The following is a 25,437-nucleotide window of genomic DNA, read 5'->3' as shown; positions in this document are numbered from 1 at the left end:
ACCTTGCCCACCGTCTAGAAAGTTTTTACTGTGGCTGCACCCGAAACTGATGCCAAGGCAGAAAAGAAGCTGCTTTCGACCATGTTGAGCGCTGGGTTCGCCGAGCCCCAGAAAATGCGTCGGTGGCTGGATGCACCTGAGCTAAAAACAGCTGACCAACAGGCAATCTTAGCGGGGTTGCGTACAGCGGCGTCCCCCGATACTGCCTTGCCGTCCCTCGTCCGCCTGCTTGATAAAGCCCCCGAGCTGTTGAGTGAAGCCAACAAGGGTGCAGACGCGCTAGGGCTCTACCGGCTGCTGGGAGCTTCATCCGCTATTGGTGATTTCTTAGTGCGCAGACCCCAGCACAGCGAGATTTTTACTGGTGGTCTTTCCTTCAATCAGCTTCAGGAGTTCCCCTCATCGCTACTGCCTGATACTGACGGGGAGGCGCAGATTGCTATCGCCCCGCTCGATACCCTCTATCGCACCGAAATTTTGACAGCGTTAGGCGCGGATGCCCAGGCTCACGCCCCGGTAGCAACAATCACGGGTAAAAAAGCATACGTTGAGTTGCGTTCAGTCTACCGACGCCACCTCGCCGAACTTGCTCTGATGGATGTAACGCACGAAGACCCGGTAGACTTCATGCCCACCATCGGCCGTTATTTAGCTGATCTTGCCGCCGCCGCTTTAGAGGGTGCCCTAGCAATCGCTCGTGCTGAGGTGGGTCAAAGCTGCACCCCGGAGGAAGTCGCTGCCACCCGTCTGGCAATCATTGGTATGGGCAAATGCGGCGCTCGCGAACTCAACTATATTTCTGATGTTGATGTGGTCTACGCGGTGGGGCACACTCCCTTAAGCGAACTCCCAGAAGGAGCTAGCGCGCTAACCGACAACGAGTTGAGCCAGGTAGGCACTGAGCTTGTTCAAGCCCTCTCTAAAGCCATCATGGCACCTGCTCCCGAACCCGCCCTGTGGGAAGTGGATACGAATCTGCGCCCCGAAGGCAAAGACGGTGCCCTCGTTCGCACCGTGGACTCCTACACCAGCTACTACAAGCGCTGGGCAGAAAACTGGGAGTTTCAAGCGCTGCTCAAAGCCCGCCCCATAGCAGGTGACCCTGAACTCGGGGCACGGTGGTCGCGTGCCATGCGTCCTTTCATTTGGGAATCAGTCTCACGCGAAGGTTTCGTCCAGTCCGTTCAGACGATGCGCGCCCGCGTGACCGACAATATTCCCGCCGCAGAGGTAGACCGTCAGATTAAACTGGGTCCCGGCGGTCTGCGCGATGTTGAGTTCACGGTGCAGCTGCTGCAGCTGGTACACGGTAGAACCGATGAGAGCGTGCGTACCCAAACCACCACCGACTCCCTACTTGCCCTGTCAAAGGCAAGTTTTATCGGTAGAAACGACGCACAGCAGTTTCTGCACGACTACAAGTTCTTGCGCACCATGGAACACCGTATTCAGTTGCTCCATCTGCGACGCACCCACTTGATGCCCGCCAAAGAACATGAGCAGCGCATTCTGGCGCGTTCGTTGAGCTCTCCACAAGACATCGGTGCGCTCAATGCCGAGTCCTTGCTCAAAGAGTGTCAGAAGATCAAACGTTCGGTGCGCTCTTTGCACGAACGTCTCTTCTTCAGACCGCTACTGGCTGCCGTTGCTCACCTTTCCAAAGCCGATGTTGCCCTGTCTGAGGAGTCAGCGCGCGACCGTCTGGCAGCGCTGGGCTACAAAGACCCCAAGGGAGCGATGCGCCATATTCAGGCACTCACCAAGGGCTTGCAACGTAGCGCCGAAATTCAGCGCACTCTCATGCCTGCCCTGCTGGGCTGGTTCGCGCGCGGGGTTGATCCGGATGCCGGTCTGCTGGGTTTCCGTCGTGTATCAGAGGCGCTGGGCTCTACCCCCTGGTACCTGCGGATGCTCCGCGACTCAACAGCCGCTGCTGAGCGTCTGTGTACTATTCTTGCCTCTTCGCGTTTCGTTGCCGACCTGATTGAGGTAGAACCCGAGGCCATCGCCTGGCTCGATCGCAACGCTGATTTACAGCCGAGGGAGATTGATACCCTCCGTCAAGAAATGCAGTCCCAGCTCGCACGCCACACCGATTCGGCATCAGCCATCCGCACCGTGCGTCTGCGCCGCCGCCGCGAACTGCTACGCATCGCCATGGGCGAGACCACCGGCGTCCTCGACCTCGAAGCCGTCATGCGCGGGCTCTCCAGCATCGACCGTGCCACCATCGAAGCCGCCCTCACCATCGTAACCAGGGAGATGTTTGGGCAACTCACTGCCCAAGCCACCGACGCTCCAGACCCCGAAGAGACTACCGTTCAGATCACTGACGTTGCCGTGATTGCTATGGGCAGACAGGGCGGTGCTGAAATTGGTTACGGCTCTGATGCTGATCTCATGTACGTTCACGTACCGCACGAGGGCGTTGATGAGAGCCAGGCGCAAAGCCAAGCAACCGCTGTGATTGCCCGCATGACAGCTCTGCTCAAACAGCCCTGCAAACCGGCGATCCGTGCCGAACGCGTCCTTGAAATAGATGCCGACTTGCGCCCCGAAGGTAAGTCGGGACCCATGGTACGTTCGCTAGAGTCATTCCGCGAATACTACGAGCGCTGGGCTGATACCTGGGAGTTTCAAGCGCTGCTGCGCGCTGAGCCTATCGCCGGTGATCAGCAAGTGCAGGACGCTTTTGTGAAGCTCATTAACCCCTACCGCTACCCGTCTCAATTTACCGCGCAGCAGGTCATTGAAATCCGCCGTATGAAGGCGAGGGTGGAGAACGAGCGCCTGCCCCGTGGTGCCGATAGAACCCGTCAGCTCAAGCTGGGGCGCGGGGGACTGTCTGACGTCGAATGGATTACTCAGCTCATTCAGCTGTGCTGTGCCTATGCCACCCCTTCCCTGCAAACTACCGGAACGCTCACTGCCCTTCACACTGCACATGAGGCGGGCATTATCGATGTGTCGGATGCTCAGGTTCTTGAATCGGCGTGGAAACTGGCAACCAAGATACGCTCGGGTAATGTGCTGCGCACCGGACGCGCCTCGGACACCCTCGGCGCACCAGGACCTGATGTCGAGTCGATCGCTCGCTGGTGCGGCTACCCACCCGGTAGCGCCCGCGTCCTTGAAGAAGACTATCTGCGCCTGACCCGCAGGGCACGCGCTGTCTACGAGAGGCTATTCTTTGATACAGATTTTCTCAACCGTTAAAATCTTTGGTTGCTGTCTTAGGTAGCTTGTTCGAGGCGGCGGGAATTAGCTCGCGCCTCTTGCCGTGAAGTGAAGGTGATGCCTAGGCTAGCGACCATGAGCATCACCATAGCTGCCCACCGTAAGACCCCGCTATGCTGGGCAAGTAGCATCCATCCTGCGAGGGCAGCAATCGCCGGTTCTAAGCTCAGCAAAATGGAGAATATATGGCGGGGCAGGCGTCGCAATGCCGCAAGCTCAGCGAGGCAGGGAACGACGGATGCCATGAGCCCTGTACCGATCGCGAAGAGCAATAATTTGGCATCCCCAAAGACAGAGAGGGCACCGGTACCACCGGCAGGAATAGTCATCAGCGCCCCGACCACCATCGCACCGGCTAGCCCGCCGTTACCCGGTACCACGCGTCCGACCTTCTCACTACCCGTAATGTAAAGTGCCCAGAAAAAACCGGCAATGAGTGCGTAGCCCATGCCTAAGAGTGAAAGCTCAGCGTTGTGGGCAGCCTCCCAGCCCAAGAGCACTAAACCGATGAGGGCACTCAGAATCTACAGCGCGTCAATTTTCTTGCGGGAGAGCGCCACTGCCAAAGCGAGTGGACCGGTGAACTCCAAGGCGACAGCCAATCCCAAGGGGAAGAGTTCAATGGCGTGGTAGAAAGCGATGTTCATAGCGCCCATCGCCACACCAAAAAGAATGACCGACGATACCTGCGTCTTGTTCCAGCCGGTGACGCGCGGACGCGCCATAGCGCACACGAACAGGGCAGCAACGCACGGACACAGACAGGTCACTGACCAGGCACCAATGAGCGGAAACAGCTGCACCGCGAATGCCGCACCCACCTGCAAAGAAAGGCACGACAGCAAAACCAGCAGAACGCCAGTGCCCTGAGTGCCCATGTTCATCTTGGGATAAAGAATAGAAGCCAAAAATCTTCCTCACTAACGTGGTCTACTGGCTAGCAATTAGGCATGCTTTTCAGCTCTACTAATTTGTTCTGCAAGATCTTCGGGGGAGAGATCTGCCTCTGAGAAAGCCTCCGTTAGCGGTAGATGCAAGTTCAAATTGGTGCCGATGCAGATTTCAACGTAGGCGTTATCGAGTTTGAAGTCGATGACGTGCCCGCCTTTTTCGTGCTCGTCATCAATAAAATGAGCGTGACAGCCCGGCACACCAATGCCCTGTTCATAAATGGGCGTTCTAAAACCAACAATAGTGCCGCGCACCTTATCAAACTGTACGACCTCATCGTTCTCGGTCGCTTCAACCATCTTGGGGTAGGGTTTTTCTTGTTTTTGCACAGTACGGGTACGGACCCACTCAAAATCGCCCACAATTTTTACCGCGTACATATAGTTTTTCGACACCGTGAAATCATCAAGTACCTGCGCCGCCGACTTGCGAATGATGTTATTGGGCAACCCCCGACGAATAGTAGGCACAAAGTTCATCACCACAGCAAAAGGGGTCTGTTGATCTAAACTCGCCGGCTCAATAGAGCCATCATGGCGCATCTGATAGCAATTACCGTCCAGCACAATCATCTCACCGTCAAGTCCGTTGAAGGTGCCCACCCCGAAATTGCCGTGCCCCAGCAGCTCACCCACGGTCATCTCACCGTCGTAAATACCATCGAGTAGCTGCGACATGAGACCGGTCTGAAAAACCTCGTTGCGGTAGATGGTCTCGCCGCCAAGGCGTTTGGGTTCGTATGCCATGAGAGGACTCCTTGGACTGTTCGCGTGTTTTGGCAGAGGTGGAACACCTGGGGTTGGTTTCTTCTTTTACGTTACTCTCTGGAAAGGGCGCGTGGGTATGAAGTTTCTGATGTATGTGGGTTGATGGTGGGTGAATTTTACCATACCTTGTGTACGATAAATCAATAACTTTGAAAACTCAGCCAAGTATTTTCAAAAAAGTATTGAATTATGCTTTGTATCTCATCTAAACTTTATCTCGATGTACAGAGTTCTGCATCCTTGCTGGTCGCACTGTTGAGAGTGATACCAGAGGTATATTAAACGCGCTCACTGGTGTCGATGCTCTGCAACCCTGTTTTTCGTCATAAAGATTGAGGAACTGAAAATAGCATGGGAAAACAGATCACAGCGTAAATGGAAGAACGTGCAAGGTCTGTTGCTTTCTGGTCTTTTCGTTGCTACTGGTATCTATATCTGTTTTGCTGACTTACAAAGATTTAGCATGACAGTACACCAGAACCCTATAATAGGTTCGATAGTCGCAGCCATTTCATTTATTTTCATGGCTATTTTTGCAAACAACCTCTATCAAGATAAGAAGCAATGGGAAGAACGTCAGCGCAGCTTCGAAAAATAGATTTCTTTAATCTATAGACGCTTACTTCCAACAACGTGTGCCCGTTTGGACGTTCCAAACGGACACGCATCGCTCTAACTTCTCATGCTCAAGTAAATGCATAAGTATCCCTTGTGCGCGTTAGCGAACTCGGATGAAAAAGTGGTTTACCGCTGCTGTATTCTCAAGCTGGTTTTACCCTTTCTGAACAAACCTCCTTGAACACAGACGCATCCGGTGAAGTAATTAGCGTTACCTCACCGGACGCGTCCGCTCTGATAATGCCTCATCAACGCCTACGGATTAGACACCGTAGTACATCTGGTATTCCAGGGGGTGGGGCACCAGTGAAAGAGGCTCCAGCTCGTAGGTGCGCTTGTAGTCAATCCACGCCTGAATCAGGTCTTCGGTGAAGACATCGCCTTCGAGCAAGAAGTCGTAGTCAGCTTCCAGCGCAGCCAGTGCCTCTTCGAGGCTGGCAGGAGCCTTCTTGATGTCCTTAGCTTCTTCAGCGGGTAGCTCGTAAAGATCCTTATCGATGGGGGCAGGGGGCTCAATGCGGTTGCGGATGCCGTCAAGACCCGCCATCAACTGAGCCGCAAATGCGAAGTAGGGGTTCGATGAGGGGTCAGGTGCGCGGAACTCCAGGCGCTTAGCCTTGGGGTTGGTACCGGTAATCGGAATGCGGATACCTGCTGAACGGTTACCCTGCGAGTAGACCATGTTCACGGGTGCCTCGTAACCGGGTACCAGACGCTTATAAGAGTTCACAGTGGGGTTGGTGAACGCCAAAACCGCTGAGGAGTGCTCAATCAGACCGCCGATGTACCAGCGGGCAATATCTGAGAGGTTAGCGTAGCCACGTTCATCATAGAAGAGGGGCTCGCCGTCCTGCCACAGTGACTGGTGGCAGTGCATACCCGAACCATTGTCACCGAAAACGGGCTTGGGCATGAAGGTTACGGTCTTGCCGTAGGCATCTGCGGTGTTCTTGATAACGTACTTGAATTTGAGCAGGTCATCTGCTGCCTTAGTGAGGGTATCAAACTTGTAGTTGATTTCAGCCTGACCAGCTGCGCCTACCTCGTGGTGTGAGCGCTCAACTTCGAGACCGACCTCGTCCATTGCTACGCACATGGCGTCACGCAAATCTGCCTGCTTATCAACGGGTGAGACGGGGAAGTAACCGCCCTTGAGAGGGGTCTTGTTACCCAGATTGCCGCCCTCTTCTTTACGACCGGAGTTCCAGTAAGCCTCGTCGGAGTCAATGCTGAAGAAGGTCTTCTGGGGTGAAACTTCGTAGCGTACGTCCTCAAAGACGAAGAACTCAGCTTCTGATGCGAAGAAAGCGGTATCAGCAATGCCGGTTGACTTCAAGTATTCTTCGGCGCGCTCAGCAACGCCACGGGGGTCGCGGCGGTAGGGTTCACCGGTGCGGGGATTCACGATGGAGCAAATAACAACGAGGGTCTTCTCAACACGGAAGGGATCAACGTAAGCTGAAGCGATATCGGGGATCAGCTGCATATCTGATTCAGCGATGCCCTGGAAACCGCGGATAGAAGAACCATCAAAAAGCTGGCCATTGATAAAGAAATCCTCATCGATTGCCTTCGCCGGGAGGTTAAAGTGCTGCTGGACGCCGGGCATATCGGTGAAACGGATATCGACGAAGACGATTTCTTCTTCTTTAATGAAGTCAAGGACTTCCTGTGCGCTTTCGAACATGGTGACTGTTCTCCTTAGTTGTCAGCTCTTTGACGTAAAACCCGGTGCCTGAGACAAGCCCACCGGTTGATTTATCTACAACTCTAGAAACATAATTTTGCCTCAAGGTGTCTGCTATGTTTCTGAGATGTAACAAGACCAAATGCTATCAGCGGGTTGCCCCCGACTACACTAAGAAAGGTAAAAGATCTCGTAATGGTCTTTTGATGACGCATAATCCCACTGACGATGAAGGCAACGATGGCTGAAAAGACACCCGAAGCGGCGCAGTACTATCCCGGGCAGGACGCTGGACGCCCCATTGACGGCCCTGGGGCGATTGCGAGAATCCCGCGGCGTCTCTTTGCTTTTTTGATTGACTGGTACCTATGTTACGGACTGATGATGCTGACCTCGTGGGCGAACGACCAGCTGCTCATCATTGTTTTCTTCACTCTTTACCAGATAGTGACTGTGGGGTTTAGTGGGCATACCCTGGGGCATCTGCTCTTGGGAATGCAAGTGCAGACTCTTGACGGTCAGCCCGTTGGCTACGGTCGGGCGGCAGTGCGAGCGATACTGATTGCTCTGGTGATCCCGGTTTTTGTGATGGACAAAGACCAGCGGGGCATGCATGATCAAGCCCGCGGTAGCGTCTTGGCACGCATCCGTTAGTCAGCGCAATAGGCTACTAGCTCCTGGACACGCAAGACGCGTCCTTCGGCTGTTTACACAGTCAAAGGACGCGCCTTGTACGTTGAATAATATGAGCTACTCAGTGAGATACCGAGCCAAGCCTTAGCGACCGCGCATTGCCTTACGGTCGGGGCGTGCACGCATGGGATCTACACCCTTGGGCATGGGTAGGTTCATACCACCGAGTGAGGTGAGGCGGTTATTGATGGCATGCACCTCTTGCTGGGTGAGCTTTTTCTCCAGCTTCTTCATAGCTGAGGCAACTTTCTTCACCGGGGTCTGCCCCTCAGCGTTACCGGTGTTGATGACGTGAACAGGCACGTTGGGAGCGACCTTGCGCAACTGAGCCTTTTCTTTATTCACTAGCTGAGCCACACGGTCGGTGGGACCTTCCGTTACCAAGACAACGCCGGGGCGACCAATGGCGCGAAAGACGACGTCCTGGGTGCGGGGGTTAACCGAGCTGGGCTGCTGGCTGACAATCCAACCGCGACGCAGGGTGCTCAGTGCGGCACCGGATGCACCGGGCTGACCGTCAATCTGTGAGAAAGCTGCTTTCTCAGCGCGACGCGAAAGAATGATAACTGCAACCAGAACAGCAAGAGGAAGACCGACCAATAAGAAAGTGATCCAGTTGTTCAACAAGAAACCAATAATCAAGAAGAACAGCAGCACGCCGAGCGCCGAAAGAAGCATAATCAACCCGATGTTCGGGTCAGCTTCTTTGGTCATCTTGTAGACCTGCTTCATCTGGGCGAACATGCCCGGACGCTTGTCCTTCTTTTCTTTTTTCTCAGCTCGCTTGGATGAAGCGCGCTTACTTGAGGCTGGTTGAGTCACAGTGAATCCTCACTAATACAGCGAATGGTGTTAAGGCAGTGTCAAACTGCAAAACACCATTCTAACCTAGTAACGGTGGTGGTTCTAACCTTGAACCTGGTTAGAACCACCACCGTTACGATGAAAGGTTTTAGGCACCGAGACCGGCAGCCACCAAGGAGGAGGCTTCCTGGGCAGCGAAGCCCGAGTCATCGATGTGCGAAAGGTGAGCCGGAATCTCGCGTCCGTTCTTCTTCATAGCGCGTGCCCAGAGCTTGCCTGCACGGTAAGAGGAACGAACCATGGGACCTGCCATAACACCGGCAAAACCGATTTCTTCAGCAAGTCTGGAGAACTCCACAAATTCCTGCGGCTTCACCCAGCGGTCGATGGGGTGAAAGAGCGGACCGGGGCGCAGGTACTGGGTGAGAGTAATAATGTCACAGCCAGCATCGTGCAAGTCGCACAAAGCTTCGTAGACCTCTTCGTTCGTTTCACCCATGCCCAGAATCAGGTTCGACTTGGTCACCAAACCGGCTTCTTTACCCTGGGTAATGACGTCCAAGGAACGCTCGTAGCGGAAAGCAGGGCGAATCTGACGGAAAATACGGGGCACCGTCTCAAGGTTATGAGCGAAAACCTCAGGCTGGGCATCAATGACCTGCTGAACGTCTTCTTCTTTACCGCGGAAATCGGGAATTAGAATTTCCACACCGGTATTGGGGGCAATACGGTGAATCTGACGAATAGTTTCAGCGTAAATCCAGGCACCGCCGTCCTCAAGATCATCGCGCGCCACACCAGTAACAGTGGTATAGCGCAAACCCATCTTCTTCACGTTGAGGGCAACCTTAATCGGCTCGGTTTTATCGAGGGCAACCGGCTTACCGGTGTCAATCATGCAAAAATCACAACGACGCGTACACTCAGAACCACCGATCAGATAAGTAGCCTCGCGGTCTTCCCAGCACTCGTAAATGTTGGGGCAGCCTGCTTCTTCACAGACCGTGTGCAAACCGCTACCGGTGGAAAGCTCAACCATATCGCCGTAGTTCGGGCCAACTTTAGCCTTGGTCTTAATCCAGTGAGGCTTCTTTTCAATGGGCACCTCAGCGTTACGCGCCTCAACGCGCAGTAGCTTGCGACCAGCCTCAACAGCGTTAGACATCAGCAATCTCCTTGTAATACATCAACTTTTTTCTTAGAAAACTTATCGGGTGAAACCGTGATCACCTGGTGAGTCACCGGGCTCAAAATCGAGGGCTAACTGATGGGCATACTTTTCAAATTCAGCCTCTACCAGTGGCAGCACCTCTTCGGGGGTTACCGTACGCCCCACCTGCTCGCTAATTGTTGTGACCCCAGCGTCCGTAATACCGCAAGGTATAAACATGCCAAAGGGGTTGGTTTCGTTAGAACAGTTCAGCGCAAAGCCGTGCATGGTGGTGCGTTGTGAAACACGGATGCCAATGGCTGCAATCTTCTTATCGGCTGAAATACCGTCGCCTAACACCCAGACTCCCGAACGACCCTCTACACGCTCACCCTTAATACCGAAATGCGCCACGACATTGATAATAATTTCCTCAAGAATACGAACGTACTTGACCACATCAAAAGGCAGAGGAAGACGCAGAATGGGGTAGCCGGTGAGCTGACCGGGGCCGTGCCAAGTGAGCTTTCCACCGCGGTCAGTCTTTACCACCGGAATAGAACTATCGGTGGGATACTCGTGATCTTCGGTGAGCTTACCGGCAGTGAACACCGCCTGATGCTCCAGCAAAAGCACTGTGTTCTGACGTTTGAGAGCAGCAACCTCCTGCAGAAGCTCCACCTGCCGAGCTAATGCCACCTCATAATCAACATACGAGGGCGCTAAACCCATCCGTTCAAATATCACAGCCATGTATCTACCCTAACGCCTAAAACAGCTTTCAAAAACTGGTAACGCTGTGTGATTCACCAAAGGCGCAACCGGGAATAAAGTCAAAATGTTACGCCACCAACTACCGCTTAAAAACCGCGCTATTTCGCGGTGAAAACCTCTACCTGTGGATAACTTTTAATACTCGTGCAGAAAATAGTGTACACCTGTACCCATGAACACCAACGAACCACTATCACCATCAAACACTCACGGCATTGACCACTGGATTCCGCTAGAACCTCCAGCCTACTCTCAGCACGAAAATTCGGCGGCTCAGTCACCGCTTACCCCGCAACCAGAATTGGGGGAGTACCGGTTAATATTCACCTACCCACCGCGTGCCGAAGGAACACTATTCCACGTTGATTGCACCGCCGCCCAAGCCCAAGAACTTTCCCTCGAAGCAGGCGAATACACTCTATTACGCAGTGATCTTCGTGAACAGCTCACCACCCGCAGCCTCGAAAGATTCGCCTCCCTTGAGGTACCTGAGAGCATTGCCCCGCTCGCAACCTACCGCCCCGGCAGTGCCACCACCGAACACTGGTACTCAACTACCGGCGCTTGCACTCTAAAGAGCCTGCTTGGCCAACGCACCCAACTCACCCCCGGTGACGTCACAGCCCTGGCTGAAGACCTTGCAAACGCCCTCACCTGGGCACACCAACACCAGTTCGCCTACCACGGCATGACCACCGACCACATTCTCATCACCCTCAACTCCCACGCTCAACTACTGGCACCCCTGCACGACTACCGCGGTGCACTCCCGCACCTCACCACCCAACACATCGCCGCAGACACCCGCACCCTCGCCACCCTCATCTGGCTCATGCTCACCGGCGAAAAACCCAAAGACGGGGTAATACGCAAACCGCTTTCACTCAGCGTGCCCGAGGCTCCCGCGGCGCTAGCCCGCGTCCTTGAACTGGCTCTGGACGCACCTGCTGAGACAATCCCTCAGCTCAACGAAATCACCACTGCCCTCGCAGCCTTTGCTAAACCCACCCGCATGCAACTGCACGATGTAGTGCCTCCTGAAATGAGCGGACGCCTGCCCGCGGTCTTCCAAACGCCGGTCGCTCCACCGCGCGCCAACAAAAAACGCCCCGTGATACCAGCAGCTACCCGAACCCTTCAACCCAAGAAAACCATGCTCGGCAGTGAGCTGAGGAAGAAGAAACTGCTGCTACCGCTTGCCGCCGGGGTAGCGATCCTTGGCATTAGCTCAGGAATCATGACCTTCATGGATAGCGAGCCTGACACCGTATTGCACACCGAACCCGTTGTGGATGCACCCGTTGTGGATCAAGAAGCAGATAACCATCAACCACCGGGCGACCTGACACCGGCGGGTAACGCCCCGCCAGCAGAACCCACCCGCACACCAGAAAACACCGAGAGCATAGCAATTAGTGAAGACATTGCTGCCGTAATTGATAAACGCAATCGAGTCTTGGGCAGTGGCAATGCCGACGCCGTCACTTCATACGCTGTGGCAGATTCTCCGGTGGCAAAGGCAGATACTGACCTTATCGCAGCTGACACTCAACGGGTTCTAGATCAACAGCCCCTAACCGTCAGCGCTGTTCAAGACGTGGTCGCCCAAGAGCAACAAACAGTAGCTACCGTTACCCTCCAGCGTGAAACGTCAGGAACGGATACAGGCAACCAGAGCCTGCAACAGCAGCAAGTGCGTATGACTCTTCAGCGCGAGGGCGAACAATGGAAACTTTTGACTGCCGAGCCCCTGCACGAGCCCACCCCACTGCCCACGTCCTCGTAAGAGGCACACCTATAAAACAAACGATGCCCGGTACGCGAAAGTACCGGGCATCGTTACACACGAACGAGGTGCGAACCTCAAACCTTTACATAAAGACAGCAATGCCAATATTAATCAGGGCAAGACCACCTACGGTGTGAGCGAGCGCGATGTTGCGACCAGCCTCAGGACGTGCTGCAAGATGCGCGTCCTTGTACTTCTTCTGACCAACAAAAGCTGCAACGCAGACGATCAGCGCAAGAACCATCTTGATACCGATTAGCATGTGATTGAGCTGTAGACCCTGGCTCATGTTGATGAAGTACAGGGCAAAACCGGTAATCACTGCCAAGAGGGCTGCGTGGAACTGACCGGGCACAACAACCGCGCGCTTAAAGTTAGCCACCCAGATACCGAAGACCATCGCGATGCTCACGATGTGCATAAAAAGAAGAACGTTCAAAGCAATATTCATAGTTACTACTCTAGGAGACAAGCTGGGGAATGTGGTGACAGTATGTCAGCATATGACAAACTGTGACTAAACGCCTATACGCTAAGGCAACTTGTATAAAAACGATAAGGGGCTTAACCGAAAATACTCTCGGTTAAGCCCCTTATGGGATGAGCAGAACTAGAATCTAGCCCGACTCTCAAACATCATAGTTGATGTTACAGTCCCAGCTCAGCGTCGAACGCTGCTTCTTCCAGGCGCTGCTTGAGGAAGTTCAAGAAGCGACCTGCATCTGCACCGTCTACGACGCGGTGATCGTAGGTCAGTGAGAAGTAAGCCAAGCTGCGAACAGCAATGACATCGTTACCTTCAGCGTCCTGAATAATAGCGGGGCGCTTGTTAGTTGAACCGATACCCAAGATTGCAACGTTGGGTTGGTTGATGATCGGGGTGAAGAAGACACCGCCGGTCTGACCGGTTGAAGAAATGGTGAAGGTTGAGCCTGAGAGCTCCTCAGGACCTACCTGACCGTCGCGCGCACGCTTGGCGATGTCGCCAATCTTCTTTGCCAAGCCAGCAATATTCAAATCGCCTGCGTCCTTGACAACGGGAACCAGCAGACCCTTGGGGGTGTCTACTGCCAAACCAATGTTCTCTGAACCGTGGTAGGTGATTTCCTTGAAGTCATCTGACATGGAGGAGTTGAACTGCGGGAACTGCTGCAGAGCTTCGGTGACTGCCTTGGTGAAGAAGGGTAGGAAAGTGAGCTTTGCGCCCTCGCGAGCTGCGAAGCCGTCCTTCGCCTTGTTGCGCAGAGCAACCAGACGGGTCAAATCGATTTCCTGAACGGTGGTCAGCTGAGCTGAGGTAGCCAGTGACTCAACCATACGCTTTGCAACGGTCTGGCGGATTCGGGGTGCCTTCTCGGTGGTGCCGCGCTTTGAGGACGCTGCGGGAGCGGCAGGCGCTGTCTTCTTCTCAGCAGCGGGTGCATCAGTTTCAGCCTTGGGGGCTTCATCAGCAGGTGCTGATGACTTCTTAGCCTCTACCGCAGCCTGAACATCCTGCTTACGGATGCGACCTCCAACGCCGGTGCCCTTGACGGTTGAAAGGTCAATGCCTTCCTGCTTTGCAAGCTTGCGCACTAGGGGAGTCACGTAGACATCGCCGGTTGATTCTGAGGAAGTTTCAGCAGCGGGTGCTTCTTCCTTCTTCTCCTTAGCGGGCTTCTCTTCAGCCTTGGGTGCCTCTGCCTGTTCTTCAGCAGCGGGTGCTTCTTCCTTCTTCTCTTCAGCAGGTGTTGAAGCGGCTGATGCGTCACCGATGATAGCCAGAACCTGACCAACCTCAGCGTCTTCGTCTTCCTGAATACGGATTTCGAGCAGGGTACCTGCTACAGGTGAGGGGACCTCGGTATCAACCTTGTCGGTTGAGATTTCAACGAGGGGCTCATCAACTGCAACCTCTTCGCCAACTTCTTTCAGCCAGCGAGTGATGGTGCCTTCGGTGACTGATTCGCCCAGAGCAGGAAGGGTAACTTCCTGACCCTCAGCTGACCCTGATGAAGCCTTGGGTGCTTCTTCCTTCTTCTCCTCAGCAGCAGGTGCCTCTTCCTCAGCAGGCTCTTCTGTGGCAGGAGCTTCTTCTTGAGCAGAACCTGAGCCGTCACCAATGATAACCAGAGCGGCACCAACCTCGATGTCCTCGTCTTCCTCGACAAGAATCTTCTCGATGGTACCTGCTACGGGTGAGGGGACCTCGGTATCAACCTTGTCGGTTGAGATTTCAACGATGGGATCGTCTACTGAAACGGTGTCGCCAACTTCAACCAACCAGCGGGTAACGGTACCCTCGGTGACTGATTCGCCCAGTGCGGGCAGTTCAACAGTAGTGGACATGATGTCTCTTTTCCGTCCTTTGATAGTGATGCTACAAACTTATTGGGGCAAGACGCGCGCCCTGAAAGCCCCTGTGGGGTGCAGGACGCGCGTCCTTGCGTGGAAAAATTTAGCCGTGGAGGGGTGCGCCTGCCAGTGCCATTGCTGCCTCGCCCAGTGCTTCATTCTGGGTGGGGTGTGCGTGCAGGAACTGTGCGACGTCTTCGGGGAATGCTTCCCAGACAACCCACATCTGAGCCTCGCCAATCTGCTCGCCCATGCGCTTGCCGACTGCGTGAACGCCGATGATGGGGCCGTCCTTCTCGCGAACAACCTTGACCAGACCACCGGTGCCCAAGATGGAGGACTTACCGTTGCCAGCCAGGTTGTATTCAGCAACCTGAATGTTCTCTTTACCGAACTTCTCTTCAGCCTTGGGCTGTGAGTAACCGACAGAAGCGATTTCAGGGTCGCAGTAGGTTACCTTGGGGATGTTGATGTCTTCAACAACCATTGGGTTCAGACCAGCGATTTCTTCAGCAACGAAGCGACCCTGCTGGTAGCCGCGGTGAGCCAGCTGAACGCCGGGCACGATGTCGCCAATAGCGTAGATGTTGCCGATACCGGTGTGCAGACGCTCGTTGGGGATCACGAAACCGCGATCCATGGTGATGCCCTGTTCCTCGTAGCCGAAGCCTTCGGTGTTGGGACCACGACCCACAGCAACGAGAACAATCTCAGCCTCGAATTCTTTACCGTCAGCTAGGGTTACCTTTGCACCGTTTGAATCCTGCTCAACCTTCTCGAAGAAAGTGCCCAAGTTCGACTTGATGCCACGCTTCTTGAACTCGCGCTCAACAACCTTGATAATTGCAGGGTCTTCGTTGGGTACCAATGACTTCGCACCCTCAACGATGGTGACCTCAACGCCCATGGAGTTCCACATTGAAGCAAACTCTGAACCGATAACACCGCCGCCGAGTACGATTGCGCTCTTGGGCAGGTAGTCCATTTGTAGAGCTTCAGTTGAGGTCAGTACGCGGTCACGGATTTCAATACCCATGGTGCGTGAAACTGAACCGGTTGCAAGAATGATGTGCTTGCCCTTGTACTCGGTGCCATCTACGGTGATGGTATCGGTACCGGTGAGCTTGCCTTCACCCTCAATAACGGTTACTTTCTTCATCTTCAAAAGACCTGAAAGTCCCTTGAATTTACCGGCAACGATGCCGTCCTTGTACTCACGTACCTTAGCCATGTCTACGGACTCGAAAGTAACGTTGACGCCAAACTTCTCTGAGTGCTGAGATTCCTCAGCAACCTCTGCTGCGTGCAGGTAAGCCTTGGTGGGGATGCAGCCAGTGTGCAAGCAGGTACCGCCGAGCTTTGATTTTTCAATCATGCCCACGGTGAAACCTAGCTGAACTGCGCGAAGTGCTGCGGAGTAACCTGCGCTACCGCCGCCGAGAATGAGAATGTCAAATTCCTGAGCTGCTGCCGAAACGGCCACGTTAATGCTCCCTCATGTTGAATGTTCGGGGCACATGCCCCGTTATTTATTGTTGTAGTTCGTTCACTAGCTTATCGCTTGTTGAACGCAGGCTCTACTTTGTGGTGACTCTACTCTAAGTCGTGTTGGTGAAGATTGCCACACCTCGGGGTGAATAGAGACGTCTCCTAAGCATCTCTTCACGTTTAGGGCACCTGCTTGCCTTTCGCTAGCAGGAAACCTTGGGGAGGCGCCCAAAAGTAAATGAGAGCAAGATATAGAGCCACAGATACACACAAGGTGGTGAGTGAATACCCCAACTTTCGAGTACCTGCTTCACCACCTCGTCCGCTCATGTGAGTGCAACTTTCAGCCGATAAGTGCTCGGCGTTTTAGCCTTGAGCTCGTGCCTCAACGAAAGCTAGCAGGGTTGCAACGGAATGACCGGTACCCTCCTTAGGAGTAAAACCAAAAGGTGACTCTTCATTGAAAGCGGGCGATGCAATATCAAGATGCGCCCAAGGAATGCTCTGCTCATCACGGCTGCCCACAAACTCCTTGAGGAACAAACCAGCTGAGAGCATGCCACCGAAACGGCTGCCGATGTTCTTCAAATCAGCTACCTGTGAGTTCAGTCCCGAACGCAGATGCGCAGGCATGGGCATGGGCCAGAAGTCTTCACCGGCAGCGCGAGCTGCCTCAACGACTTCCTGACGCACTGACTCATCACCCATGACAGCTGAGGTGCGGGTACCTAAAGCAATCATCTGCGCACCGGTCAATGTCGCGACATCCAAAATGACGTCGGGGTTCTGTTCTGAAGCGTAGGCAAGACCGTCCGCCATAACCAGGCGTCCCTCAGCGTCAGTATTCAGCACCTCAACGGTGGTGCCGCCGCGCATCGTCAGCACATCTTCGGGGCGAGTAGCAGTACCGGATGGCATGTTCTCAGCCAAGCACAGATAGGCGGTCACGGCAACGGGTAACTTGAGCTCAGCAACTGCTGCAACAGCATTGAGCACAGAGGCAGCACCTGCCATATCGCACTTCATCGTCATCATCGCAGCGCCGGGCTTAATAGAAAGACCACCGGAATCAAAAGTGATGCCCTTACCCACCAACGCAACGGTAGATTTCGCATCGCTAGGTGCATACTTGACCTCAACAAAACGCGGACCGCGCTCTGAACCCCTACCGACGCCCATAATGCCGCCAAAGCCCTCAGCCTCAAGCTCGGAAGGTTCGAAGACACGTACCGAAACGTTGCTCAAACCCTCAACACGATCTTGAGCTGCCTGCGCAAAAGTTTCGGGGTAGAGGTGAGACGGGGGAGTATTCACCAGGACGCGAGTGTGGTGTACGGCTTCGCCCAGAACCAGCGCACGCTCAAGAGCTGCCTCAGCATCATCGACTGAAATATCAGTCAGGATAACCGCCGAGCTTACCGGCTGCTTAACTGAATCAGCGCTAGTTACCTTCAACTGCGCGTCCGTGAAAGCGCCTAGCGCGATGCCCTCAGCAACAGCTGCGAGATCCTCGGTTGAAGAAACGGGCACATCAACAATGATGCTTTCAATACCGGCAAGCTGACGAACCGCTGAGCCGACCCCGTAGCGTAGAGCATTTGATGCCGCGAGCGCGTCCTCATGCTGAGTGCCCAAGCCGGTTAGCACTACACAGCGGGTTTCTACATCCTCAATACCGGGAAGGCGGTACACTTGGTCAGCTGAACCAGTAATACCCAAATCGTCGAGAACAGATTCAATGCTTTCGCGTGTTTCATCACTCAGCGATGAATCCGCCAAATATGCGCCCTCTTTATGGGAGTAGACACCCAGAACCAGCGCATCCGCTTCAAGGGATTCGAGGTCTTTTGATGAAACTGACAGTGTAAGTTCAGACATACCTGCTACTTTCTTTTTAGATTATGCGTTCGTTGCGACCTTGCCTAGCATGTGTACTTCCAAGAGTACTGAATCGGTGTTGTCAACCACAAGAAATATACGTAGCCAGCGCCATTTTCGTTGGAGGTAGCCTTGCCAGGTGGATTGACGGGAATAAAATAAATTGCCGAATGCTTGCACCTGAACGCAATCGCCCTCACCAATGGGTGCCTGCACCGGGCAGAACAGTATAAAATGCCTTGATACGAAAAATTATTTCGTACCTGATCTTTTCGCGCAGAACCAAGGAGGGGGATCCCATGCTGAATCCCGAAACTTTGTACCTTGCTAAAGCCGGTATCTTTGAGAACCCGGCTCTCAAAGGGCTTCCGCTGGTTATTGCCCTTTCACACCCACAGGACGCCGGTGGCACAGCCGGTCATTTGGGTAAGGTTCTGCTCAAAGAACTCGAAAACGCAGCTCTCATTGAATTCGATGTTGATCAGCTGCACGACTACAGAACCCGCAGACCCCGTGTGCGTTTTAAAGAGGATCATTTTGAGCGCGCTATTTTGCCTGAGCTGAAACTTTATCTGGTGGAAGACCGCCTCGATACTCCTTTTCTGCTGCTTTCTGGGGCAGAGCCTGATTTGCAGTGGCAGCGGTTCTCAGCTGCGGTTACCTCTATCGTCCAAAAGCTTGAGGTCTCTCTTGCTCTCTTCGTCTCGGGATTTCCTATGCCGGTGCCGCACACGCGTCCGTTGCCGGTGACCGCCCACGGCTCGCGTAAAGACCTTACCCGCGGTATCTCGGCGTGGAAACCTGTTGCCGAAATGCCCGGTTCGATGTCGTCCTTGCTCGAAATCGCTTTGGGCGAGAACAAAGTCGACACCGTTGGGTTTGGCATCAACGTTCCCCAGTACCTCTCTGAGGCAGACCTACCGCAGTCTACCCTGCTGGCGATGGAGCACCTTTCCATGGCTGCCAAGCTCTCTTTGCCCTCAGACCCTCTGCGGGACGCCTCCGCTGACGTCAAACTTCAGATTGACGAGCAGGTCAAAGCTAACCCCGAAATTGGCGCCATGATTGAGCGTTTGGAAGAGAACTACGATTTTCACGCCAAAACCGCAAACCTGCAATTACTGCCGCTCGCCGAACGCGAAGCAGGGCTCATTCCCGACCGTGATGAAATCGGCGCGCAAATCGAAGAATACCTCGCGCACCTTGAGCACAAAGAAGACACTGAGGAATAGCGTACACACCGTGCCAGGTGCCTGAGATACACACTGAAAATCCCGTTACCGGTAAGAGCCGGTAGTGGGATTTTTAGGTTGGGCAACAGTGCGCACGCCGGGGACGACCCGCAGAAAGAAGGACGAGTCGGAAGTTGTGGACACAGGGCAACTGTGGACACATCCACGCCGTCACCGTAACCAAAAACGGTTACCTCACGTAAAGTTATCCACATTTTCGAAAAGAACTTTACGCTCCCACTCTTGCTAGCTCACTGTTAGGAGCATGAATCACCTACCACACTCCACAGTTAAAACCATGAGCCCCATTCGAACCAGCGCCGACCTCACCGCTTACGTAGTGCATTCTCTAGGGTACTGGCCAGAACACTCCATTGTTTTTCTTGCCACCACTCCTGGCGGTATTGGTCCGTGCCTACGAGCTGATTGGGTTCAAGACATCACAGCTGATGAAAAACATGATTTTCTGACCGAAATTTTGCAGATGATACCCACCCAAGACCGTGACGGTGAAACATTAAACAGTATCTTCTGCCTTATCTTCGGCGAAACGGGCACTACCGATGCTCATAACATTCACTCGGGTCAGAGCTGGCAACCTGAACTTGAACTCATTCAGCAAGATGCACTGGCGACGGGCCGTGCCCAAGAATGGGTTTCATCTACCTACACAGCTATTGAAAAAAGCCCCTTTGACCTTACCTGCATGCTTTTTATTAACACCTACACCCGGTGGCACACCAACGACCCCGCTGCGGAATTTAGCTTCGACGGTTTTGTAGAAGATATTGTTCTCAGTGACCACTACTCAGAGCAAGTATTTTCAGGATCAACTCCCTCAAAAACCCTTCAAGAACACGCCGAACGCCAGTACTGGAACGTTGATGCTTCGCGAGATGCCCCTACCGCGAACAGCTGGCACGATGATGCTGTCTTTTGGGCGCAGTCTTACCGGGCGATGACAAGTAATTCTGAAAGCTACTGCCTGAATTACACTGCTCAAAAGACAGCAGAATTTACGCTCTGGGATGATGCCATCACCACCATTGAAAATATCTGCCATCCTGATAACCGCTCTGCACTTGATACGCATTGGGCTGACAAGATACGCTCGGCTTTACCTGCCGAGGTGGCGGGATATCTGGCATCAACCCTGACGACTATGGGAAGCTCCCAGCTCGTTATGGGTGTGGCTTGCGTAGGTCTTTCAACGGTCACAAGGTCACTGGCAGAACTCGATCACCTGGCAACCCCCGTCGGCGCTGTCAGCACCGCGCCAGTACCCTTGTTACTGCCTAAATCCACCATGAGGGCGGTACAACCGAATCAAGAACCTTCAACGAACTCGGTAGATTCCGGCACGCAGGTCGGTGCGACGTTAGAAAATGCACTGGATACTATCGCCAGCTACCTCATGGGAACCACGCCGCAAGCGCCACCCTGGCTAAGACTCGAAGCCCTTGAAATACTGCTACACCTCGTGCGCGGCATATGCACGCCCGATGTGATGGGGCGCGTCCTTGCTCTATTAGGTTGGATTCACTGGCTACGCGGCAGCTCAAGTCAAGCGCATACCCTGCTCATGAGCAGTAGAGACCACCAAGAGACCCCCGAATTTATTGCTTTTGAAGAGGCAATTAACCATAACTTCTTGCCTCTTTGGTGTACCTCGGGCGAACAAGCCTGGCGTGGACGCGAGTTCGATTTACCTAATTAACGTGTGCAACACAAGAGGTAGAGATATATTTTTCAAAATATTTCTGGAATAATAAAGCCTTGACCCCGTCAATCTGACGAGTAGCTGAATCCCCTCGCGGGAATAAAAGCGCTCGACCGCCTGTCACGTACTAGCGGTTAGCCCTGAAACACCGGCCCACTCACGAACCAAAAACGTTCGCAGAATTTGACAGGGTCATAGGTGTTTTGGCTGGGCTCAACGTTGCCCTAATGTTACTCAGCCTCCAATAGAAAGGTTTTGTGTGTCACCTGCTGCTAGCAAGAAGACCGCGGAAAACGGCGCTACTACCAAGCGTAAGACCGCTACCAAAAAAGTGAGCACTCGCTCCAAGGCAACCAAAGTTGAAAGCGAGAACGAAGAAGTAGAGTCTACAGAGACTACTTCACCCCAAAAGACACCCCGCAAGACCAAAGCCGGCGCAACAACTCGCAAAGCGAAGAAAAAAGCTGACGAGTTTGAGGACGAAGAAGAAGTCGACGGCGAAGACATCGAAATCGGTGGCGTAGATGCCGATGACGCTGAGGGAAATCCCGTTGATGAGGACGAAGAAGAGTCAGAAAAAGACTCCGAGAAAAAAGAGTCTGAGGCAGTAGCTGCCAAGGGCAACGGCTTCGTGCTCACCACTAACGACGACGACGACGCACCTGCCATTCGCGTGGTCACCCCCGGAGCAACCGCTGACCCCGTCAAGGACTACCTCAAGCAAATTGGTAAGGTCTCCCTGCTGAACGCTGAGCAGGAGGTCGACCTCGCCATGCGTATTGAGGCTGGTCTCTACGCAGAGCACAAGCTCAAAGAAAACCCTGACATGGATCCCGCACTCAAAAAAGAGCTGCGCTGGGTTATCCACGACGGCAAGCGCGCTAAAAACCACCTGCTTGAAGCTAATCTCCGACTGGTGGTATCGCTCGCGAAGCGCTACACCGGTCGCGGTATGCTTTTTTTGGACTTGATTCAGGAAGGCAACCTCGGTCTCATTCGCGCTGTTGAGAAGTTCGACTACTCTAAGGGCTTCAAGTTCTCAACCTACGCAACCTGGTGGATCCGTCAGGCAATCACCCGAGCGATGGCAGACCAGGCCCGTACCATCCGTATTCCCGTACACATGGTAGAAGTCATCAACAAGCTCGCCCGTGTTCAGCGTCAGATGCTTCAGGACCTCGGTCGCGAACCTAACCCGGAAGAGCTCGCTAAAGAACTCGACATGAGCCCCGAGAAGGTTATCGAAGTTCAAAAGTACGGTCGCGAACCCATCTCACTGCACACCCCGCTGGGCGAAGACGGTGACTCAGAATTCGGTGACCTCATTGAAGACTCAGAAGCAGTCGTACCTGCCGACGCTGTCTCCTTCACCCTATTGCAGGAACAGCTCCACTCCGTCCTTGACACCCTGTCAGAACGCGAAGCCGGCGTTGTCGCCATGCGCTTCGGTATGACCGACGGTCAGGCAAAAACCCTGGACGAAATCGGTAAGGTCTACGGGGTTACACGCGAGCGTATCCGTCAGATTGAGTCGAAGACCATGTCGAAACTACGCCACCCCTCACGTAGCCAGGTGCTGCGTGACTACCTCGACTAAGCAGTAGACAGGTACAAGCTGAGAAAAGAAAACCCACCCGCTCCCTTGACACCTAGGGGATCGGGTGGGTTTTCCTTTTCTGCGACCAGAAACAAAAAGCACACATCAAAAACGCGCCCTTCCACCGGTGAATGGGAGGGCGCGTCCTTGATAAAAACTAACAGAGAACCGCGTGAGCGTTTACTTGATGCGGTCGGTCTGATCGTCCCACTCAAGAGCAATGGAACGCACGGCTTCTTCATTAGCGCGGGCATGGTGACCGCAGAACAGCAGGTCACCGCTGCTGAGAGTCGCACGTACGTAAGCCTGAGCGCCGCATGCATCGCAGCGGTCGGTTACGAGCAGTTCTCGGGTTTCAGCTACTGTTGCAGTCATAGCGTGCCCCTTCTAAAGTAGCTCGGCATCTTCACATGCCGAATCATTTTTTGCGTACACTTCATACAACCACCTGCGAACGGGTACAGGTAGCGGTGTTCGCTGGTAGCTAGTGCCTGTTCACCCACCACGAACACCGGTGATTGAGCGCGGCTACTGCAAAAAGCGACTAGACTAAAGAAGTTCACTTTTATCTTGTGCAGCAGGAGTAATACACGACGTGGCAGCATCCAACTACACAGCCAGTAACCTCTCGGTACTTGAAGGGCTCGAAGCCGTCCGCAAGCGTCCGGGGATGTACATTGGTTCAACCGATTCGCGCGGTCTTATGCACTGTTTGTGGGAGATCATCGACAACTCGGTGGATGAAGCCCTTGCTGGGTACGGTCAGTCGATCAACATTATTTTGCACAAAGATGGTTCAGTTGAGGTGCAGGACGACGGCCGTGGTATTCCCACCGATATTGAGCCACGCACCGGTCTAACCGGCCTTGAAGTGGTGTTTACCAAGTTGCACGCTGGCGGTAAGTTCGGCGGCGGTTCATACAATGCCTCCGGTGGTCTGCACGGTGTAGGTGCGTCTGTAGTGAATGCGCTGTCTGCTCGCCTGGACGTTCAGGTAGATCGCGGCGGTAAAACCTACCAGATGAGTTTCCGCCACGGTATTCCCGGCGTGTTTGAAACTGCTCGTACCCCCAAACCTGACGCCGAATTTACGCCTACTGCTGATGCTAATGATTCTTTGCAGGTGGTCGGTAAGGCGAAGCGCGGGGTGACCGGCACCCGTGTACGTTACTGGGCTGACCCTCAGATTTTCACCCCGGATGCGAAGTTCAGCTACGAGAACCTTGCGGCTCGCGCCCGGCAGACTTCCTTCCTGATTCCCGGTTTACGCATTACTATTCGCGATGAGCGTCGTGTTGCCGGAACCCCGGGGGAGTTTGAAACCCACGAAGAGGTTTTTCAGCACGATGGCGGCATCTCTGAGTTCGTTGAGTACCTAGCACCTGATACCTCGGTGACCGATATTTGGCGTTTTACAGGGCGGGACACGTTCACTGAGACCGTGCCGGTGCTCGATGTTAACGGTCACTCAAAACTTACTGACGTTGAGCGCGAATGCGAAGTTGATATTGCTCTGCGCTGGGGCGTGGGGTACGAGACTAAAATCAATACCTTCGTTAATATCATCGCCACCCCCAAGGGTGGTACGCACCTTGCCGGGTTTGAGCAGGGGTTGCTGAAGACCTTCCGCAAGCACCTTGTCGGTAACGCCCGCAAGTACAAGGTGGGTAACGATAAGATCGAAAAAGACGACGCAATGGCAGGTTTGACCGCCGTGCTGACGGTTCGTCTGGCTGAGCCTCAGTTTGAGGGTCAGACCAAGGAGATCCTGGGTACCCCGGCTGTGCGTGCCATCGTGTCTAAGGTGGTTGCACGGGCACTGGCTGAAAAATTCAAGTCAACGGCTCGCGCCGAAAAGGCACAGGCTCATGCTCTGAGTGAGAAGGTTGTTGCCGAGATGAAGGCGCGTGTGTCTGCGCGCGTCCACAAAGAAACTCAGCGTCGTAAGACTGCCTTGGAATCATCGTCTATGCCCGCTAAGTTAGTTGATTGCCGCAACGGGGACGCTGAAAAGACCGAACTCTTTATCGTGGAGGGCGACTCAGCGCTGGGCACTGCCCGGTTGGCGCGTTCTTCCTCCTACCAGGCGCTGCTGCCCATTCGCGGTAAGATCCTCAACGTTCAAAAAGCCTCACTGACCGATATGCTGGCAAACACCGAGTGTGCCGCGATTATTCAGGTGATTGGTGCTGGCTCCGGGCGTACCTTTGATGTAGATGCTGCCCGCTACGGCAAGATTATTATGATGACGGACGCGGACGTGGACGGCGCCCACATCCGCACTCTGCTACTGACCCTCTTCTTCCGCTACATGAAGCCGCTGATTACCGCTGGTAAAGTGTACGCGGCTGTTCCGCCTCTGCACCGGGTTGAGATCATTAACCGCGGCAAGGCGAACGAGATGGTCTACACCTATTCCGAACGCGAGCTGAATAACCTGCTCAAGGAGCTGGAGGCTACGGGCAGAAACTACAAAGAGCCTATTCAGCGCTATAAGGGTTTGGGCGAGATGGATGCAGATCAGCTGGCTGAAACCACCATGGACCCGCGTCACCGCATGTTGCGTCGCGTGCGTGTTGAGGACGCTGAAGCTGCAGAACGTGCTTTCTCGCTGTTGATGGGCTCTGAGGTTGCCCCGCGCAAGGAGTTTATTATCAACGGTGCGCACCAGCTGGATCAGTCGCAAATCGATATGTAGCCACGCTGGCAGCTAACCCC

The 25,437-nt window shown here is 54.0% G+C and carries 20 protein-coding genes; 8 read left to right on the top strand and 12 right to left on the bottom strand.

Going from position 1 to position 25,437, the window contains the following annotated elements:
• Positions 1-30: 30 nt before the first annotated feature.
• Positions 31-3,216, top strand: a complete 3,186-nt coding sequence (locus JTP09_RS01700; protein ID WP_370592465.1) for a bifunctional [glutamine synthetase] adenylyltransferase/[glutamine synthetase]-adenylyl-L-tyrosine phosphorylase — start codon at positions 31-33, stop codon at positions 3,214-3,216.
• Positions 3,217-3,233: 17 nt separating this feature from the next.
• Here the strand turns inward: JTP09_RS01700 and JTP09_RS01695 are convergent, their stop codons facing one another.
• From JTP09_RS01695 to budA, 3 genes are read right to left on the bottom strand one after another with little or no spacing between them, the layout of a single operon-like run.
• Positions 3,234-3,737 carry an EamA family transporter gene (locus tag JTP09_RS01695; protein WP_204876296.1) on the bottom strand — a complete coding sequence of 168 codons (504 nt, stop codon included), beginning with the start codon at positions 3,735-3,737 and terminating at the stop codon, positions 3,234-3,236.
• A 24-nt stretch (positions 3,738-3,761) separates the two neighbouring features.
• Positions 3,762-4,145 (bottom strand): DMT family transporter, encoded by a 384-nt coding sequence (locus JTP09_RS01690; RefSeq protein WP_204876293.1) that lies wholly within the window; start codon positions 4,143-4,145, stop codon positions 3,762-3,764.
• A gap of 36 nt (positions 4,146-4,181) precedes the next feature.
• Complete coding sequence (gene budA, locus JTP09_RS01685; protein WP_204876292.1) at positions 4,182-4,934, bottom strand: acetolactate decarboxylase; 753 nt, start codon at positions 4,932-4,934, stop codon at positions 4,182-4,184.
• Positions 4,935-5,340: 406 nt separating this feature from the next.
• Between budA and JTP09_RS01680 the strand changes: the two genes are divergently transcribed.
• Complete coding sequence (locus JTP09_RS01680; protein ID WP_204876291.1) at positions 5,341-5,553, top strand: hypothetical protein; 213 nt, start codon at positions 5,341-5,343, stop codon at positions 5,551-5,553.
• A 282-nt stretch (positions 5,554-5,835) separates the two neighbouring features.
• Here the strand turns inward: JTP09_RS01680 and glnA are convergent, their stop codons facing one another.
• Positions 5,836-7,260: a type I glutamate--ammonia ligase gene (gene glnA, locus JTP09_RS01675; RefSeq protein WP_204876290.1), complete on the bottom strand. Its 1,425-nt coding sequence runs from the start codon at positions 7,258-7,260 to the stop codon at positions 5,836-5,838.
• A 240-nt stretch (positions 7,261-7,500) separates the two neighbouring features.
• On the opposite strand from glnA, the gene JTP09_RS01670 reads away from it, so the two are divergent.
• The gene (locus JTP09_RS01670) at positions 7,501-7,914 is read left to right on the top strand and encodes an RDD family protein (protein WP_239478545.1); all 414 of its coding nucleotides are present in this window, start codon (positions 7,501-7,503) and stop codon (positions 7,912-7,914) included.
• Positions 7,915-8,037: 123 nt separating this feature from the next.
• Here JTP09_RS01670 and JTP09_RS01665 read toward each other — a convergent pair whose 3' ends face one another.
• From JTP09_RS01665 to lipB, 3 genes are all read right to left on the bottom strand, one after another.
• The gene (locus JTP09_RS01665; RefSeq protein ID WP_255521860.1) at positions 8,038-8,775 is read right to left on the bottom strand and encodes a DUF4191 domain-containing protein; all 738 of its coding nucleotides are present in this window, start codon (positions 8,773-8,775) and stop codon (positions 8,038-8,040) included.
• A 130-nt stretch (positions 8,776-8,905) separates the two neighbouring features.
• Entirely contained in the window at positions 8,906-9,922 is a 1,017-nt protein-coding gene (lipA, locus tag JTP09_RS01660) for a lipoyl synthase (RefSeq protein WP_204876288.1), read from the bottom strand.
• 42 nt (positions 9,923-9,964) lie between these two features.
• The gene (lipB, locus tag JTP09_RS01655) at positions 9,965-10,660 is read right to left on the bottom strand and encodes a lipoyl(octanoyl) transferase LipB (RefSeq protein WP_204876287.1); all 696 of its coding nucleotides are present in this window, start codon (positions 10,658-10,660) and stop codon (positions 9,965-9,967) included.
• A gap of 193 nt (positions 10,661-10,853) precedes the next feature.
• Between lipB and JTP09_RS01650 the strand changes: the two genes are divergently transcribed.
• Positions 10,854-12,467: a hypothetical protein gene (locus JTP09_RS01650; protein WP_204876286.1), complete on the top strand. Its 1,614-nt coding sequence runs from the start codon at positions 10,854-10,856 to the stop codon at positions 12,465-12,467.
• Between the two features lie 85 nt (positions 12,468-12,552).
• Here JTP09_RS01650 and JTP09_RS01645 read toward each other — a convergent pair whose 3' ends face one another.
• From JTP09_RS01645 to JTP09_RS01630, 4 genes are all read right to left on the bottom strand, one after another.
• Positions 12,553-12,921 (bottom strand): hypothetical protein, encoded by a 369-nt coding sequence (locus JTP09_RS01645; RefSeq protein WP_204876284.1) that lies wholly within the window; start codon positions 12,919-12,921, stop codon positions 12,553-12,555.
• A gap of 197 nt (positions 12,922-13,118) precedes the next feature.
• Positions 13,119-14,798: a 2-oxoglutarate dehydrogenase, E2 component, dihydrolipoamide succinyltransferase gene (gene sucB, locus JTP09_RS01640; RefSeq protein WP_204876283.1), complete on the bottom strand. Its 1,680-nt coding sequence runs from the start codon at positions 14,796-14,798 to the stop codon at positions 13,119-13,121.
• A gap of 109 nt (positions 14,799-14,907) precedes the next feature.
• Complete coding sequence (gene lpdA / locus JTP09_RS01635) at positions 14,908-16,287, bottom strand: dihydrolipoyl dehydrogenase (protein WP_204876282.1); 1,380 nt, start codon at positions 16,285-16,287, stop codon at positions 14,908-14,910.
• 371 nt (positions 16,288-16,658) lie between these two features.
• Positions 16,659-18,170: a leucyl aminopeptidase gene (locus tag JTP09_RS01630; RefSeq protein WP_204876281.1), complete on the bottom strand. Its 1,512-nt coding sequence runs from the start codon at positions 18,168-18,170 to the stop codon at positions 16,659-16,661.
• 299 nt (positions 18,171-18,469) lie between these two features.
• Between JTP09_RS01630 and JTP09_RS01625 the strand changes: the two genes are divergently transcribed.
• The 3 genes from JTP09_RS01625 to JTP09_RS01615 all read left to right on the top strand — a co-directional run bounded on the left by JTP09_RS01625 (position 18,470) and on the right by JTP09_RS01615 (position 22,719).
• On the top strand, positions 18,470-19,402 hold the full coding sequence (locus tag JTP09_RS01625; protein ID WP_204876280.1) for a proteasome assembly chaperone family protein: 933 nt from the start codon (positions 18,470-18,472) through the stop codon (positions 19,400-19,402).
• A 265-nt stretch (positions 19,403-19,667) separates the two neighbouring features.
• Entirely contained in the window at positions 19,668-21,119 is a 1,452-nt protein-coding gene (locus JTP09_RS01620) for a DUF4192 family protein (protein WP_204876279.1), read from the top strand.
• A gap of 262 nt (positions 21,120-21,381) precedes the next feature.
• On the top strand, positions 21,382-22,719 hold the full coding sequence (locus JTP09_RS01615) for an RNA polymerase sigma factor (protein WP_204876278.1): 1,338 nt from the start codon (positions 21,382-21,384) through the stop codon (positions 22,717-22,719).
• 180 nt (positions 22,720-22,899) lie between these two features.
• Here JTP09_RS01615 and JTP09_RS01610 read toward each other — a convergent pair whose 3' ends face one another.
• The gene (locus JTP09_RS01610; RefSeq protein ID WP_204876276.1) at positions 22,900-23,094 is read right to left on the bottom strand and encodes a hypothetical protein; all 195 of its coding nucleotides are present in this window, start codon (positions 23,092-23,094) and stop codon (positions 22,900-22,902) included.
• Positions 23,095-23,314: 220 nt separating this feature from the next.
• Between JTP09_RS01610 and JTP09_RS01605 the strand changes: the two genes are divergently transcribed.
• On the top strand, positions 23,315-25,417 hold the full coding sequence (locus JTP09_RS01605; protein WP_204876275.1) for a DNA topoisomerase IV subunit B: 2,103 nt from the start codon (positions 23,315-23,317) through the stop codon (positions 25,415-25,417).
• Positions 25,418-25,437: the final 20 nt, after the last annotated feature.

It is taken from the genome of Rothia sp. ZJ1223 (assembly GCF_016900985.1).
In the GTDB taxonomy this organism is placed as follows: domain Bacteria; phylum Actinomycetota; class Actinomycetes; order Actinomycetales; family Micrococcaceae; genus Rothia.
Note: the sequence above shows the minus strand (reverse complement) of the source record. Positions and strands in the feature narration are given on the sequence as shown.

What these genes read in the sequence shown, in the direction of transcription:
- sucB (WP_204876283.1), bottom strand. Translation starts at nt 14,798, where the DNA reads ATGTCCACTACTGTTGAACTGCCCGCACTGGGCGAATCAGTCACCGAG.
- glnA (WP_204876290.1), bottom strand. Translation starts at nt 7,260, where the DNA reads ATGTTCGAAAGCGCACAGGAAGTCCTTGACTTCATTAAAGAAGAAGAA.
- JTP09_RS01625 (WP_204876280.1), top strand. Translation starts at nt 18,470, where the DNA reads ATGCTGAATCCCGAAACTTTGTACCTTGCTAAAGCCGGTATCTTTGAG.
- lipA (WP_204876288.1), bottom strand. Translation starts at nt 9,922, where the DNA reads ATGTCTAACGCTGTTGAGGCTGGTCGCAAGCTACTGCGCGTTGAGGCG.
- lipB (WP_204876287.1), bottom strand. Translation starts at nt 10,660, where the DNA reads ATGGCTGTGATATTTGAACGGATGGGTTTAGCGCCCTCGTATGTTGAT.
- JTP09_RS01630 (WP_204876281.1), bottom strand. Translation starts at nt 18,170, where the DNA reads ATGTCTGAACTTACACTGTCAGTTTCATCAAAAGACCTCGAATCCCTT.
- JTP09_RS01610 (WP_204876276.1), bottom strand. Translation starts at nt 23,094, where the DNA reads ATGACTGCAACAGTAGCTGAAACCCGAGAACTGCTCGTAACCGACCGC.
- JTP09_RS01650 (WP_204876286.1), top strand. Translation starts at nt 10,854, where the DNA reads ATGAACACCAACGAACCACTATCACCATCAAACACTCACGGCATTGAC.
- JTP09_RS01620 (WP_204876279.1), top strand. Translation starts at nt 19,668, where the DNA reads ATGAATCACCTACCACACTCCACAGTTAAAACCATGAGCCCCATTCGA.
- JTP09_RS01670 (WP_239478545.1), top strand. Translation starts at nt 7,501, where the DNA reads ATGGCTGAAAAGACACCCGAAGCGGCGCAGTACTATCCCGGGCAGGAC.
- budA (WP_204876292.1), bottom strand. Translation starts at nt 4,934, where the DNA reads ATGGCATACGAACCCAAACGCCTTGGCGGCGAGACCATCTACCGCAAC.
- JTP09_RS01645 (WP_204876284.1), bottom strand. Translation starts at nt 12,921, where the DNA reads ATGAATATTGCTTTGAACGTTCTTCTTTTTATGCACATCGTGAGCATC.